Consider the following 14,409-nt stretch of genomic DNA (forward strand, 5'->3'; position numbering starts at 1 on the left):
CGGGGCTCAGTACTGGGCTCGGTGCCGGGGCTCAGTACAGGGGCAGACTCCGCGGGCCGAGGTCGGAGCGGGCCGGGGGCGGGGCCAGCCGGATGGTCGCGCCGAGGATGTGCACCCCGTGCTGGGCGACGATCACCGGCTCCAGGTCGGCGCCGACGACTTCGGGGTGGTCGTCGACGAGGCGCGAGACCCGCAGCAGCAGCTCCTCCAGGGCCGCGGTGTCCACGGGGGCGGAGCCGCGCCAGCCGAAGAGCAGCGGCGCGGTGCGCACGGAGCGGATGAGCTCGGCGGCGTCCCGGTCGGTGGCCGGGACGAGACGGTGGGCGATGTCCCCGAGCAGCAGGGACGGGGCTCCGGCCAGCCCGAAGGAGAGCACGGCGCCGGCGGTGGGGTGGATGGCGGCGCGGACGACGGTGTCGACGCCGCGCGGCGCCATGGACTGCACGACGAGGCTCAGCTCCTCGGGCTTGCCGAGCAGCTCGGTCAATTCCGCGTAGGCGCGACGCAGTTCCGCCTCGCCGCCGAGGTCGAGGCGGACCCCGCCGAGGTCGGCGCGGTGGCGGAGGTGGGGCGCGGTGGGCTTGAGGGCCACGGGGAAGCCGAGCCGCCGGGCGGCGTCCACGGCGCTGTCGGGGTCGGGCGCGGGCAGGGCGGGCAGCACGGCGATGCCGTAGCGGGCGAGGAGGCGCTGGGTGTCGGGGGCGGAGAGCGTCACGGCGCGCGGGGCGACGGCGCCGTGGGCCTTGAGGAGGACGCCGATGTCGGCGGCGGCGCCCTCCTCGTCGATGTCGTCGTACTCGGGCACCCGCCCGGGCACGGCGACGTCCCGCCGCCACCGCGCGTAACGCACCGCCTCGGCGAGCGCCCGCACGGCTCGCTCGGCGGCGGGGTAGGCGGGTATCCGGATGGCGGGCTCGCGGGAGGCGGGCGCGGATCCGGGGGCGGGGGCGCCTGCGGCTGGGCTCGGGTCGGGTGCGGGTGCACCGGGGGCGGGCGCGTGTTCGGGTGCACCGGAGGCGGGCGCGGATCCGGCGGCCACCCCGCCGGCCGGGTCACCGGCATCCTCGGCGGGCCGGTCCGGGAGCGGGGCCGCCAGGGCTTCGGCCAGGCCGGGGATCTCCAGGTGGACGACCGCGACCGGCTTCGCGGTGGGGGCCGTCGCGACGGCCTCGCGCAGGGCGGTGGCGAGGTCGGCGGCGGAGGTGTCGCCGACCCAGGGGATGGCGGTGACGACCACGGCGTCGCAGGCCCGGTCGGCCAGGGCGGCCGAGAGCGCGGCGCGGAAGTCCGCCGGGGTGGCGGACGTGGTCAGGTCGCGGGGCAGCAGGGGCCGCAGCCCGTCCGTGAGGCAGGCGTCGTACGTGAGCAGGGCGAGGGACTCGGAGTTGCCGCAGATCGCGACGCGGGGGCCCTCGGGGAGCGGCTGGGAGGCGAGGAGCAGTCCGGTGTCGGCCAGCTCGGTGACCGTGTCGACACGTATGACGCCGGCCTGCCGCAGCAGGTCGGAGACCGTGGCATCGGGGATGCGGGTGGAGGGCACGGCGTGGCCGGTCGGGGCGGCGGCGCCGTGCCGGGCGCCCTTGACGACGACGAGCGGCTTACGGGCGGCCGTGCGCCGGGCGAGGCGGGCGAACTTCCGCGGGTTGCCGATGGATTCCAGGTACATCAGGACGACGTCGGTGTCGGGGTCGTCGTGCCAGTGCTGGAGGAAGTCGTTGCCGGAGACGTCGGCGCGGTTGCCGGCCGAGACGAAGGTGGAGATGCCGACGAGGCCGGCCGCCCGCCGGTGGAGCCCGGAGAGCAGGGCGATGCCGATCGCGCCGGACTGGCTGAACAGCCCGACCCGCCCGGTGGTGGGCAGCTCGGGGGCGAGGGAGGCGTTGAGTCTGACGGCCTCGGCGGTGTTGATGAGGCCGAAGGAGTTGGGGCCGATGACGCGCATGCCGTACGAGCGGGCCTGGCGGACCAGCTCGCGCTGGCGGGCGCGGCCCCTCCCGCCGCTCTCGGCGTACCCGGCGGTGAGCACGACGAGCCCCTGGACGCCGTGCTCGCCGCAGTCGGCGACGACGGCGGGGACCTCCTCGGCGGGGACGACGACGACCGCGAGGTCGACCGGCTCGGCGATGCCGCCGAGGGAGCGGTGGGCCGGGACGCCCTCGGGCTCCAGGCGCGAAGGCTCCTCGGGGAAGGCGCGGTTGACCGCGTACGTCCGCCCGGTGAAGCCGCCGGCGACGATGTTGCGCAGCACCGTGCGGCCCATGCCGCCGGGCTCGCGGCCGGCGCCGACGACGGCGACGGAGCGCGGGGTGAGCAGGCGCTGCACCGAGTGGGCCTCGGCGCGCTGTTCGCGGGCGCGCTGCACGGCGAGGGAGGCGTCGGTGGGCTCCAGGTCGAGGCCGAGGCGGACGACGCCGTCCTCGAAGCTGCGCTTCTGCGTATAGCCCGCGTCCGTGAAGACCTTGATCATCTTGCTGTTGGCGGGCAGCACCTCGGCGGCGAAGCGCCGGATCGAGCGCTCGCGCGCGACGGCCGCGATGTGCTCGAGCAGGGCGGAGGCGACGCCGCGCCCCTGGTGGGCGTCCTGGACGAGGAAGGCGACCTCGGCCTCGTCGGCGGGGGCGATGCGGTCGTAGCGCACGGTGGCGATGAACTCGCCGCCGACGATCGCGGCCAGGCCCACCCGGTCGACGTAGTCGTGGTGGGTGAAGCGGTGGACGTCCCGGTCGGAGAGGCGGGGGTAGGGGGCGAAGAAGCGGTAGTACTTGGACTGGTCCGACACCTGCTCGTAAAAGCTGACCAGCCGTCCCGCGTCGTCGGGCGTGATGGGGCGGATGTGGGCGATGCCGCCGTCGCGCAGCACGACGTCGGCTTCCCAGTGGGTCGGGTACGCGTGCTCGGACGGCGTCTGCATGGGCCCAGAGTAAGGCCGGGCACCGACAGCGGGCCGGTGCCGCCCGGGCCGCGGGCACGACCGAACGGCCCTGGTGGGGGCGCACGCGCGGGGCACCGCGCGCCCCGTGCCACAATGGTCTAGACAACCAATATCGACTTGAAGGGCAACACCATGGTTGAGCGCCGCGTAAACGTCGGCTGGGCCGAGGGCCTGCACGCCCGGCCCGCGTCGATCTTCGTCCGTGCGGCGACCGCCGCCGGCGTCCCCATGACGATCGCCAAGGCGGACGGCAACCCCGTGAACGCCGCCTCCATGCTCGCCGTTCTGGGCCTGGGCGCCCAGGGTGGCGAGGAGATCGTCCTCGCCAGCGAGGCGGAGGGTGCCGAGGCCGCGCTCGACCGTCTGGCCAAGCTCGTCGCCGAGGGGCTCGAGGAGCTCCCGGAGACCGTCTGATCCTCCGGCCCGCCCCTTTCACCGGGCGGACCGCGCGGCGGGGCCGCGGTGGCCGACGGAGGCCGCCGCGGCCCCGTCGTCGTATCCGTCACCGGCATACCCGTGAGCCGGGGAGCCGCGAGCCGGGTATCGACGGCCCGGCCGTATTCACAGGTTTTTCACACGCCGTGCGCGCCGCTCTCCGCAGACGCGCACGGCGTGCCCCGGCCGGGGACCGCCACGAATTCCCGGCCCTATTCCTCCAGGAATAGCGGCCGCTCGTTAAGAGCGGACGCCCGCCGTGTTTACGGGCTGTTTCGGCGGATGGACGCGATCGCCGCCCGTCCGCCGCAGCAGGAATTCACCGGGTGAACGGCCGGCCCGAACGGCGGCGAGTTCCCGGGCGCGCTCCACGTCCCCCCGGGCCACCGCGTCCACCAACGCCCCGCACGCCTCCCAGGTCTCCAGCGGCCGGACCACGGGCCCCGGGGCGTACACCCAGGCGATCTTGCGGCGCAGCTGGGTCAGGAGCCCGGCGATCGAGGGGCTGCCGGACGCCTGGGCGAGGGTCTCGTCGAACCAGTCGCCGAGCTGGCGCAGTTCGCCGCAGCGGCCCGCGCGGGCCCGCTCCTGGCCGAGTCTGACCAGGCCCCGCAATACCTTGAGGTGGGCCTCGGAGCGGCGCTGCGCGGCCTTGGCGGCACCCAGCGGCTCCAGCAGGGCGCGGATGTCGAGGAGGTCGGCGGCCTCGCGCTCGGTGGGTTCGGCGACACAGGCGCCGGCGTGCCGACGGGTGGTCACGAAACCCTCGGAGGCCAGGGTGCGCAGCGCCTCGCGCACAGGCACCCGTGAGACGCCGTAGCGGCGGGCGAGGATTTCCTCGATGAGCCGGCTTCCCGGCGGGAAAGCGCCGGAGACGATGTCGTCGCGGATGGCGGTGCACACCGCGTGCGTGGAAATGCGACGGCTCCTCTCGCGCGGCCCTTCGCCGTCGCCGCTCACGTACGGCCCCGCATGGGTCTACCTCCGCCTCATGCCTCAATCACCGTGAAGCACGGCCGACTGACGTCCGTTCGGCGACTCTATGGCAATCCCGGGCGTTTTCCGATGGCGCCGCCGCTTCATGGATATTTTTTGGCCAACACGAAGGCCCCGGCCGGGGGCCGGGGCCTTTCGCACGTCGTCGCGCGTCGTCGTTACAGGTTGACGCCGTGCGCGGCCATGTAGGCGATCGGGTCGATGTCCGAGCCGTAGGTGGGGGCCGTGCGGGCCTCGAAGTGGAGGTGCGGGCCGGTGACGTTGCCGGTGGCGCCGGAGAGGCCGATCTGCTGGCCCGGGGTGACCGTCTGGCCGACGGAGACGTCGATGGAGGACAGGTGGCCGTACTGGGTGTACGTGCCGTCGGCCATCTTGATGACGACGTTGTTGCCGTAGGCGCCGCCCCAGCCGGCCTCGACGATGGTGCCCATGCCGACGGCGTGGACGGAGGTGCCGGTCTCGGCGTGCATGTCGATGCCGGTGTGGCTGCCGGAGGACCACAGGCCGCTGGAGGCCTTGTAGGCGGTGGAGACGTAGGAGCCGTCGATCGGGCTCACGAAGGTGCCGAGGCGCTTGCGCTCCTCGTCGCGGGCGGCCTTCTCCTTGGCGGCGCGCTCCTCCTCGACCTTGCGCTGGGCCTCTTCGTAGCGCTGCTTGGCCTGGACGGCCTTCTGCTTGGCGCTCTCCTCGGCCTGGAGGCGGGCGGCGGCCTCGTCGGCGGCGCTGCGCTGGGACTCGGCCTGGGCGTCGACGTGCTCGGCCATGACGTCGCCCATGACGACGGCCTGGGTCAGGCCGGTGTCCTCGGGGCGCTGCGTGTCGTCGGAGGCGGCGAAGGCCGGGGCGGCGACACCGGCGACGACGCCGGCGGCCGTGAGAGTGGCTATGCCCGCCACGTTCGCGCTGACGCGCGCGGCGCGGCTCGGACGACGGTGCTTCCCGGTGGCACGGGTGAACGCCATGTCGCGGCTGTTTCCTTTCCTTCCCTCTCGCCTACCGGGTTAGCTGACGGGTTCGGAGCAGGAAGGTCTCCTACGGATCCCTCGTGAGAGGGGCCCGATTCACCCCAGGGACGTTTGGGTCCCCGGCTCCCCTCGGCTGGTGCTCCGGGGACTCGGCGATGGCTGCCCGGGGCCGCGGTCGCGGCTCCGATCGGCGGGCTGCCGGGCCTGACGCTAATCGGCGTCAGATTCGAACAGCAAACAGAAGTGGGCTTTTATGACGTACGCCACACGACCAACACCCAACCTCCGCCTGAAAGCGGACATAAGCGAGGCGCATGGGTCACAACGGACCCATGCGCCGAAGGGGTCCCGGCGCGGCGTCGCCTGCCGCGCCGGGGTGGTGAGTCGCCGTCAGGCGGGGATGACCGTCACCGGGCCGATGCCCAGGGCCTTGACGGGCTCGGCGATCTCGGCGGCGTCGCCGACGAGGACGGTGACGAGGCGGTCGGCCGGGAAGGCGCTCACGACGGCCGCCGTGGCCTCCACCGTGCCGGTCTCCGCGAGGCGTTCGTACAGCCGCGCCTGGAAGTCGTCCGGCAGGTACTGCTCGACCTGGTCGGCGAAGGTCGCGGCGACGGCCGCGGCCGTCTCGTACTTCAGCGGCGCGACACCGACGAGGTTCTGCACGGCGACGTCGCGCTCGGCGTCCGTCAGGCCCTCCGCGGCGAGGGTGCGCAGCACGGTCCACAGGTCCGCCAGCGCGGGGCCGGTGTTGGGGGTGTCCACGGAGCCGCTGATGGCGAGCATGGCCGTGCCCGTCCCGTCGGGGGCGGAGAGCAGCACCTGGCCGAAGGAGCGCACGCCGTAGGTGTAGCCCTTCTCCTCGCGCAGGACGCGGTCCAGGCGGGAGGTGAGGGTGCCGCCGAGGCAGTAGGTGCCGAGGATCTGGGCGGGCCAGGCGCTCGCGTGCCGGTCGGGGCCGGTGCGGCCGATGAGCAGCTGCGTCTGCACGGCGCCGGGCCGGTCCACGATCACGACGCGGCCGGTGTCGTCGGCGGTGACGGCCGGCACGGGCAGCGGCTCGGCCGCGGTGCCGGTCCAGGCGCCGAGGGACTCCGCCAGCGTCCGGTCGAGGTCGATGCCGGTGAAGTCGCCGACGATCGCCACGGTGGTGGTGGCGGGGCGGACATGGGCCTCGTAGAAGGCCCGGACGGCCGCGGCGTCGATGCGCTCGACGGTCTCCTGCGCGCCCTGGCGGGGGCGGGACATCCGGGAGCCGGCCGGGAAGAGCTCGGCGGCCAGCGCCATGGCCGCCCGGCGGGCGGGGTTGGCCAGCTCGTGCGGGATCTCGTCCAGGCGGTTGTCGACCAGGCGCTCGATCTCGCCGTCCGGGAAGGCCGGGGCGCGCAGGGCGTCGGCGAGCAGGCCCATGGCCTTGCCCAGCCGGGAGGCCGGGACCTCCAGGGAGAGCCGGACGCCGGGGTGGTCGGCGTGCGCGTCGAGGGTGGCGCCGCAGCGCTCCAGCTCGGCGGTGAACTCCTCGGCGCTGAGCTTGTCGGTGCCCTCGGAGAAGGCGCGCGCCATGATCGTGGCGACGCCGTCCAGGCCCTCGGGCTCGGCGGCCAGCGGCGCGTTCAGGACGACGTCGACAGCGACGACCTGCTGGCCGGCGCGGTGGCAGCGCAGCACGGTCAGCCCGTTGGGGAGCAGGCCGCGCTCGGGGGCGGGGAAGGCCCACGGGGAGGCGGTGCCGGGGCGGGGCTGCGGGTGGAACTCCATCGAGGCCTCTGCGGTCTGGGTGCTCGCGGCTGCGGCGTCGCTCACCGGTCCGCCTCCTCTTCCTCGTTCTCGCCGGCGGCGTCGGTGCCGGACTGGGGCGTGGGCTCGTACACCAGCACGGCGCGGTTGTCGGGGTGCAGCCGGGCCTTGGCGACCTCCTGCACCTCCAGGGGGGTGATGTCCAGGACGCGCTGAACGGCGGTCAGGGCGAGCTGGGGGTCGCCGAAGAGCACGGCGAAGCGGCAGAGCTCGTCCGCGCGGCCGCTGACGGTGGCCAGCCGGTCCAGCCACTCGCGCTCCAGCTGGGCCTGGGCGCGCTCCATCTCCTCGGGCGTCGGGCCCTCGGCCGCGAAGCGGGCGAGCTCGTCGTCCACGGCGGTCTCGATCGCGGGGACCTCCACGCCGCCGGACGCCTTGACGTCCAGCCAGCCGAGCGAGGGCGCGCCGGCCAGGCGCAGCAGGCCGAAGCCGGCCGCGACGGCGGTGCGGTCGTGCCGCACGAGGCGGTTGTGGAGGCGGGAGGACTCGCCGCCGCCGAGGATGGTCAGCGCCAGGTCGGCGGCGTCGGCCTCGCGCGTGCCGTCGTGGGGCAGGCGGTAGGCGGCCATCAGCGCGCGGGAGGGCACCTCCTCGCGGACGACCTCGCGCAGCTGCTCGCCGATGGTGTCGGGCAGCCGGCCGTCGCGCGGGGGCTGCTTCCCGTCATGCGCCGGAATGGAGCCGAAGTACTTCTCGATCCAGGCGAGCGTCTGCTCGGGGTCGATGTCGCCGACGACCGAGAGGACGGCGTTGCCCGGCGCGTAGTACGTGCGGAAGAAGGCGCGCGCGTCCTCCAGGGAGGCGGCGTCCAGGTCGGCCATGGAGCCGATGGGCGTGTGGTGGTACGGGTGGCCGTCGGGGTAGGCCATGGCCGTCAGCTTCTCGAAGGCCGTGCCGTAGGGCACGTTGTCGTAGCGCTGGCGGCGCTCGTTCTTGACGACGTCGCGCTGGTTCTCCATCGACTCGTCGTCGAGGGCGGTGAGCAGCGAGCCCATCCGGTCCGCCTCGAGCCACAGCGCCAGCTCCACCTGGTGGGCCGGCATGGTCTCGAAGTAGTTGGTGCGCTCGAAGCTCGTGGTGCCGTTGAGCGATCCGCCGGCGCCCTGGACCAGCTCGAAGTGGCCGTTGCCCTTGACCTGGGCCGAGCCCTGGAACATCAGGTGCTCGAAGAGGTGGGCGAGGCCGGTACGGCCCTTGACCTCGTGGCGCGAGCCGACGTCGTACCAGAGGCAGACCGCGGCGACCGGGGTCAGGTGATCCTCGGAGAGGATCACCCGCAGGCCGTTGGCCAGGCGGTGCTCGGTCGCTGTCAGGCCGCCGGAGCCGGCCTGTTGCGTGGCCGTGTGACCCATGGGCATGTACGTCCCTTCGATCTCTTGAGATCCCGCGGTGCCTCGCGACGACTCGCGTGATGAACAGTCCTGTCACTGTATGCAAGCGCGCTGACATCTGGCGAAGTTCCCGAACCGCCGGGGATGCCCCGGACGGGTCGCGGTCGGCGTTGTCGGTGGCTCGGTCCACAATGGTCGGCGTCAGGATCCCGCCTCGGCAATCGATCGAAGGAGCAGCAGCCGCGATGGCCCGCCGCAGCACGAAGACCCCGCCGCCGGAAGAGTTCGAGGAGCGCATCCTCGACATCGACGTCGTCGACGAGATGCAGGGCTCCTTCCTCGAGTACGCCTATTCCGTCATCTACTCCCGCGCCCTGCCCGACGCCCGGGACGGCCTCAAGCCGGTCCAGCGCCGCATCCTCTTCCAGATGAACGAGATGGGCCTGCGGCCCGAGCGGGGGCACGTGAAGTGCGCCCGGGTCGTCGGCGAGGTGATGGGCAAGCTCCACCCGCACGGCGACGCGTCGATCTACGACGCCCTGGTGCGCATGGCGCAGCCGTTCTCGATGCGGCTGCCCCTGGTGGACGGCCACGGCAACTTCGGCTCGCTGGGCAACGACGACCCGCCCGCGGCCATGCGTTACACCGAGGCCCGGATGGCGGCGCCGTCGTCGCTGATGACGGAGTCGATCGACGAGGACACCGTCGATTTCGCGCCGAACTACGACGGCAGCGAGCGGGAGCCGGTGGCCCTTCCGGCCGCCTATCCGAACCTGTTGGTCAACGGTTCGTCCGGCATCGCGGTCGGCATGGCGACGAACATGCCGCCGCACAACCTGGGCGAGGTCATCGCCGCCGCCCGCCACCTGATCCGGCACCCGGGCGCCGACCTCGACACCCTGATGAAGTTCGTCCCGGGCCCGGACCTGCCCACGGGCGGCCGCATCGTGGGCCTGAGCGGAATCCGCGACGCCTACGAGACCGGCCGCGGCACGTTCAGGATCCGCGCGACGGTCTCCGTGGAGAACGTCTCGCCCCGCCGCAAGGGCCTGGTCGTCACCGAGCTGCCCTTCGCGGTGGGCCCGGAGAAGGTCGTCTCCAAGATCAAGGACCTGGTCGGGTCCAAGAAGCTCCAGGGCATCGCCGACGTCAAGGACCTCACCGACCGCGCCCACGGCCTGCGCCTGGTCATCGAGATCAAGAACGGCTTCAACCCCGAGGCCGTCCTGGAGCAGCTCTACAAGCTGACGCCGATGGAGGAGTCCTTCGGCATCAACAACGTGGCGCTCGTCGACGGGCAGCCGCTGACGCTGGGCCTCAAGGAGCTGCTGGAGGTCTACGTCGACCACCGCTTCGAGGTGGTCCGCCGGCGCAGCGAGTTCCGGCGCGGCAAGCGGAACGACCGGCTGCATCTGGTCGAGGGCCTGCTGGTGGCGCTCGTCGACATCGACGAGGTCATCCGAATCATTCGATCGAGCGACAACGCGGCGGCCGCCAAGGCGTCACTCGTGGAGCGCTTCTCCCTCTCCGAGACGCAGACCCAGTACATCCTCGACACCCCGCTGCGCCGCCTGACCAAGTTCGACCGGATCGAGCTGGAGTCGGAGCGCGACAGGCTCACCGAGGAGATCGCCGAGCTGACCCGGATCCTGGAGTCGGACGCGGAGCTCCGCAAGCTCGTCTCGGCGGAACTGGCGGACGTGGCGAAGAAGTTCGGCACCGACCGGCGCACGGTGCTGCTGGAGTCGGCGGGCCAGCCGGCCTCGGCGGTGCCGCTGAAGGTCGCGGACGACCCGTGCCGGGTGCTGCTGTCCTCCACGGGCCTCCTGGCCCGCACGGCCACGGGCGAGCCGGCGGACGCCTCGGCCGACGCCAAGCGCGTGAAGCACGACGTGATCGTCTCGGCCGTCCCGGCGACGGCCCTGGGCGAGGTGGGCGCGGTGACCTCGGCAGGGCGGCTGCTGCGGCTGCGGGTGATCGACCTGCCACAGCTGCCGGAGACGGCGGCCCCGCCGAACCTGGCGGGCGGCGCCCCCGTGTCCGAGTTCCTGACGCTGGCGGACGGCGAACGGCTGGTCTGCCTGACCACGCTCGACGAGTCCTCCCCCGGCCTGGCCATCGGCACCGAGCAGGGCGTGGTCAAGCGCGTCGTCCCGGACTATCCGGCCAACAAGGACGAGCTGGAGGTCATCGGCCTCAAGGACGGCGACACCATCGTCGGCGCCGTCGAGCTGCGCACGGGCGAGGAGGACCTGGTCTTCGTCACGGACGACGCCCAGTTGCTGCGCTACCAGGCCTCGCAGGTGCGGCCGCAGGGCCGCCCGGCGGGCGGCATGGCGGGCGTGAAGCTGTCGCCGGACGCGAAGGTCATCTCCTTCACGGCCGTCGACCCCGCGGAGGACGCGGTGGTGGTCACGGTCGCGGGTGCCCGGGGCGGGCTGCCGGGCGCGGTCTCGGAGGGCACGGCGAAGATGACGCCGTTCGACCAGTACCCGCGCAAGGGCCGGGCCACGGGCGGAGTGCGCTGCCAGCGCTTCCTCAAGGGCGAGGACTGCCTCGTCCTGGCCTGGGCGGGCGCCGCCCCGGCGCGGGCCGCGACGGCCACCGGCATGCCCGCCGAGCTGCCGACGCCCGACCCGCGCCGCGACGGTTCGGGTACGCCGCTGCCGAAGCCGGTGACCGTGGTGGCCGGCCCGGTGTAGGGCCTCGGGGCTTGAGGTGCGCGCGGGTTTCGCGCGCGGGGCTGCGCGCGCCTCAACCCTGGTCGCACCTCAAGCCCGGGCGCGTCTCAGTCCTGCGCGTAGCGCAGGACGCCCCACATGCTGTGCTCCTCGGTCTCTTCCGGTGCCGTGTCCCGGCAGCCTTCGAGCCCCTCCCGCAGGGCGTGGGCGTCGATGCCCCTGCCGATCATCACTATCTGCGTGACGCGCTCCTCGGAGCGCGCCCACGGCGACCGGTAGAAACGCAGGAAGTCGCCCACCGCGTGGAGGGTGAACTTGTCGCGGTGGCCGGCCACGCCGAAGTGGACGAAGCCCTTCATGCGGTAGAGGCCCTCGGGCCTGCTGTCGAGGAAGTCCATGAGCCGCCGGGGATTCATGGGGGCGTCGGACCGGAACTCGACGTTCTCGTAGCCGGAGTGAAGATGGCCGCTGTGGCCGCATCCCTCCCCGCAATGGTCGCCGTGGCCGTGCTCGTGCTCGCCGTCCGCGAGAAGGAGGTCCTCGAAGGAGAGCTGGCGCACGGCCTCCAGGTGGTCCTCGCGGGGCTTGCGGTCGAAGAGCATCTCCGGGTCGATCCGCCCGTGGGAGACCGGGACGACGGGAGTGCCCGGGGCCAGCCCGGCGAGCGTCTCCAGCAGGCTCTCTCGGGTCTCGTCCCCGATCCGGTCGGCCTTGTTGAGAACCACGAGGTCGGCGATGCCCACGTGCCGGTCGAGCTCCGGGTGGCGTTCGCGCGTGGCGGAGAACTCCGCCCCGTCGACCACCTCGACCAGCCCGCCGTAGACGACGCTGTCGTTGTCGCTGGCCAGGATCATCCGGATGATCTCCTGGGGCTCGGCCAGCCCGCTGGCCTCGATGACGATCACGTCGATGCGGGCCGCCGGGCGGGCCAGCCGGTCCAGGAAGCCGTCCAGCTCGCTGGCGTCCACGGCACAGCACAGGCAGCCGTTGCCGAGGGAGACCATGGAGTCCACCTGGCCGGCGACGCTCATCGCATCGATCTCGATCTTGCCGAAGTCATTGACGACCGCCCCGATCCGGGTGCCTCCGCTGTGCCGCAGGAGGTGGTTGAGCAGGGTCGTCTTGCCCGATCCGAGGAATCCCGCCAGCACGATGACCGGAATCTGTCGCTTGGCCAAGAAAAAGCCTCCCTCGTCGGTCCACTGCGGCGGACGGACCGGGGTCCACCGCCCGACCCAGGATAGGAGGGACCTCGGCGCGCAGGACCGGCCCCGGTCAGGTTAGGCTCACCTATGTGAGCACGTGCGCGACCGCCTCCCGACAGCTGACCGAGCCGCTGGCCGGTACCGCCGCACCGGCGCGGACCTGGCTGCTGATCGAGCAGCCCGGCCCGTGGGGCGCGAACGCCCTCACCTCCAGCCACCTCGACCCCGCCGTCGGCCGCGCCCTCGACGAGGCCGCCAAGGGCACCGGGGTGCGGATCGCCCTGATCCGCCGCCCCGGACGGCACGCGGACTGCCACGAGCCGTCCCTCCAGCGGATCTTCCTGGCCCACACCGCGCCCGGCCGCTCCTGGGTCCGTACCACCGCCCTTCCCGACCCGGCCGCGCTGCTGGGGCTGGACCTCGCGGCGCTCGGCGCCGGCGAGCACGGCGGGCTGTGGGAGCCGTACGCCGGGAATCCGCTCGCCCTGGTGTGCACCAACGCCAAGCGCGACCGCTGCTGCGCCCTGCTGGGCCGTCCGCTCGCCGCCGAGCTGGCCGCCGCGGGCGGCACGGAGGTCTGGGAGGTCACCCACCTCGGCGGCCACCGCTTCGCCCCCACCCTGCTCGTCCTGCCCTACGGCTACGCCTACGGGCGGGCCACCGCGCACGCCGTCAAGGAGGCCCTGGAGGCGGCGCGCGACGGCAGGATCACCACCGCGCACTGCCGCGGCCGCTCCGCCTGGGAGCGCCCCGGGCAGGCCGCCGAGCTGGCCGTCCGCGCGCTGACCGGCGAGGAGGGCGCGGACGCCCTGGACGTCACCGGGACCGAGGGGGCCGCGCCCCGCTGGTCCGTGACCGTCGCGCACACGGACGGGCGCGCCTGGCGGGTCGAGGTCGAGCAGGGCGCCGCGGCACCGCCCCGTCCCGAGAGCTGCGGCCGGGCGCTGGGCACGCCGGCCCGGATGGACGTCGTCGCCATCGTCCCGCTGGCCGCCCGGGCTGCCGGGGTCAGCCGGCCTTCTTGACGAACTCCGTGGTGTAGGTCTTCTCCAGGTCCACCGAGGCGTTCTTGAGGTTCGGGTTGAAGGACTTGAGCACCTGGAGCACGGTCTTCGGTCCGTCGGCGGGCATCACGCCGTCCTTGGTGAACATCGGCAGCGTGCTGCGGATCGACTTCACGTACAGGTCCTTGCCGCCCTTGGCGTAGTCGGCGGGCATCTGCGCCGCTATCTCCTCGGGCGTGTGCTCGGACATCCACTTCAGGGTCTTCACCATGGCGTTGGCGAGCTTCTGGGCGGTTTCCTTGTTGCTGTTCACCCAGTCGGTGCTCATGTAGAGGCTCGACGCGGGGTAGAGCCCGCCGAGGGCCGCCTTGGAGCCCTCCGGGGTGCGCATGTCGACGAGGACCTTGCCGAGGTTCTTGTCCAGGACCTGGGCGACGGTCGGGTCGGTGGTCATGCCGCCGTCGATCGCGCCCTTCTCCAGGGCGGAGAGGAAGGTCTGGCCCGCGCCGACCGCCACGGGCGTCACGTCGCTGACGTCCACGCCGTTCTTCACCGCCAGGTACTTGGTGAGGAAGTCGGTGGACGAGCCGAGTCCGGTGACGCCCAGCTTCTTCCCCTTGAAGTCCTTGGGGGAGACGATGTCGCCCGCCGCCTTGGTGGAGACGACCTCCACCTCGCCCGGCGTCTGGGCCAGCTGCACCACCGACTCCACCTTCTTGCCCTTGACCTGGAGGTCGAGGGTGTGGTCGTAGAAGCCCACGACGCCCTGGACGTCACCGGAGAGCAGGGAGGTCGTGGCCTGGACGCCGGCGGGCTCGCTCAGGAGCTTGACGGTCAGGCCCTCCTGCTGGAAGTAGCCGAGGCGCTGGGTGAGCACCGCCGGCAGGTAGATGACCTTGTCCAGGCCGCCGACCATGATCTTGACGACGTCCCCCTTGAGGGACTCGTTGCCCGAGGTGTCGGCCGACGACTCGTCGGCGCAGCCGGAGAGGGACAGGCACATCGCTCCGGCGACGACCAGCGCTGAGAACTTGGCGGAGGTACGCATTTTCCGTTCCTTATG

Annotated in this window: 10 protein-coding genes and 1 riboswitch; of the genes, 3 read left to right on the forward strand and 7 right to left on the reverse strand. The window is 72.9% G+C overall.

The genetic code is table 11. The features are described from left to right. Positions 1-31 precede the first annotated feature (31 nt). Entirely contained in the window at positions 32-2,911 is a 2,880-nt protein-coding gene (locus ACX9I7_RS22625; RefSeq protein WP_459388331.1) for a bifunctional acetate--CoA ligase family protein/GNAT family N-acetyltransferase, read from the reverse strand. Positions 2,912-3,064: 153 nt separating this feature from the next. Between ACX9I7_RS22625 and ACX9I7_RS22630 the strand changes: the two genes are divergently transcribed. Further along, on the forward strand, positions 3,065-3,346 hold the full coding sequence (locus ACX9I7_RS22630; protein WP_126916446.1) for an HPr family phosphocarrier protein: 282 nt from the start codon (positions 3,065-3,067) through the stop codon (positions 3,344-3,346). A 261-nt stretch (positions 3,347-3,607) separates the two neighbouring features. Here ACX9I7_RS22630 and ACX9I7_RS22635 read toward each other — a convergent pair whose 3' ends face one another. The 4 genes from ACX9I7_RS22635 to ACX9I7_RS22650 form a co-directional block, all read right to left on the reverse strand. Beyond that, positions 3,608-4,270: a GntR family transcriptional regulator gene (locus ACX9I7_RS22635; protein ID WP_459388332.1), complete on the reverse strand. Its 663-nt coding sequence runs from the start codon at positions 4,268-4,270 to the stop codon at positions 3,608-3,610. Positions 4,271-4,521: 251 nt separating this feature from the next. After that, positions 4,522-5,325 carry a M23 family metallopeptidase gene (locus tag ACX9I7_RS22640; protein ID WP_358631553.1) on the reverse strand — a complete coding sequence of 268 codons (804 nt, stop codon included), beginning with the start codon at positions 5,323-5,325 and terminating at the stop codon, positions 4,522-4,524. A 13-nt stretch (positions 5,326-5,338) separates the two neighbouring features. Continuing rightward, a riboswitch (cyclic di-AMP (ydaO/yuaA leader) is annotated at positions 5,339-5,493 on the reverse strand. A 225-nt stretch (positions 5,494-5,718) separates the two neighbouring features. Continuing rightward, positions 5,719-7,086 carry a M16 family metallopeptidase gene (locus ACX9I7_RS22645; protein ID WP_387572182.1) on the reverse strand — a complete coding sequence of 456 codons (1,368 nt, stop codon included), beginning with the start codon at positions 7,084-7,086 and terminating at the stop codon, positions 5,719-5,721. A 41-nt stretch (positions 7,087-7,127) separates the two neighbouring features. Continuing rightward, positions 7,128-8,477: a M16 family metallopeptidase gene (locus ACX9I7_RS22650; RefSeq protein WP_189449701.1), complete on the reverse strand. Its 1,350-nt coding sequence runs from the start codon at positions 8,475-8,477 to the stop codon at positions 7,128-7,130. 224 nt (positions 8,478-8,701) lie between these two features. Here ACX9I7_RS22650 and ACX9I7_RS22655 point away from each other — a divergent pair, with 224 nt between their 5' ends. Further along, a complete protein-coding gene (locus ACX9I7_RS22655) occupies positions 8,702-11,158 on the forward strand; it encodes a DNA gyrase/topoisomerase IV subunit A (RefSeq protein WP_387571978.1) in 2,457 nt (818 codons plus the stop codon). Positions 11,159-11,244: 86 nt separating this feature from the next. Here ACX9I7_RS22655 and ACX9I7_RS22660 read toward each other — a convergent pair whose 3' ends face one another. Further along, positions 11,245-12,315 carry a CobW family GTP-binding protein gene (locus ACX9I7_RS22660; RefSeq protein ID WP_459388333.1) on the reverse strand — a complete coding sequence of 357 codons (1,071 nt, stop codon included), beginning with the start codon at positions 12,313-12,315 and terminating at the stop codon, positions 11,245-11,247. Between the two features lie 116 nt (positions 12,316-12,431). Here ACX9I7_RS22660 and ACX9I7_RS22665 point away from each other — a divergent pair, with 116 nt between their 5' ends. Then, positions 12,432-13,367, forward strand: coding sequence for a sucrase ferredoxin (locus ACX9I7_RS22665; RefSeq protein WP_459388334.1), 936 nt, complete (start codon positions 12,432-12,434; stop codon positions 13,365-13,367). Here ACX9I7_RS22665 and ACX9I7_RS22670 read toward each other — a convergent pair. After that, positions 13,351-14,394, reverse strand: a complete 1,044-nt coding sequence (locus tag ACX9I7_RS22670) for an ABC transporter substrate-binding protein (protein ID WP_358631564.1) — start codon at positions 14,392-14,394, stop codon at positions 13,351-13,353. The two genes, ACX9I7_RS22665 and ACX9I7_RS22670, sit on opposite strands and share 17 nt — an antisense overlap. Between the last annotated feature and the right edge of the window lie 15 nt (positions 14,395-14,409).

The organism is Streptomyces sp. L500 (assembly GCF_054551825.1).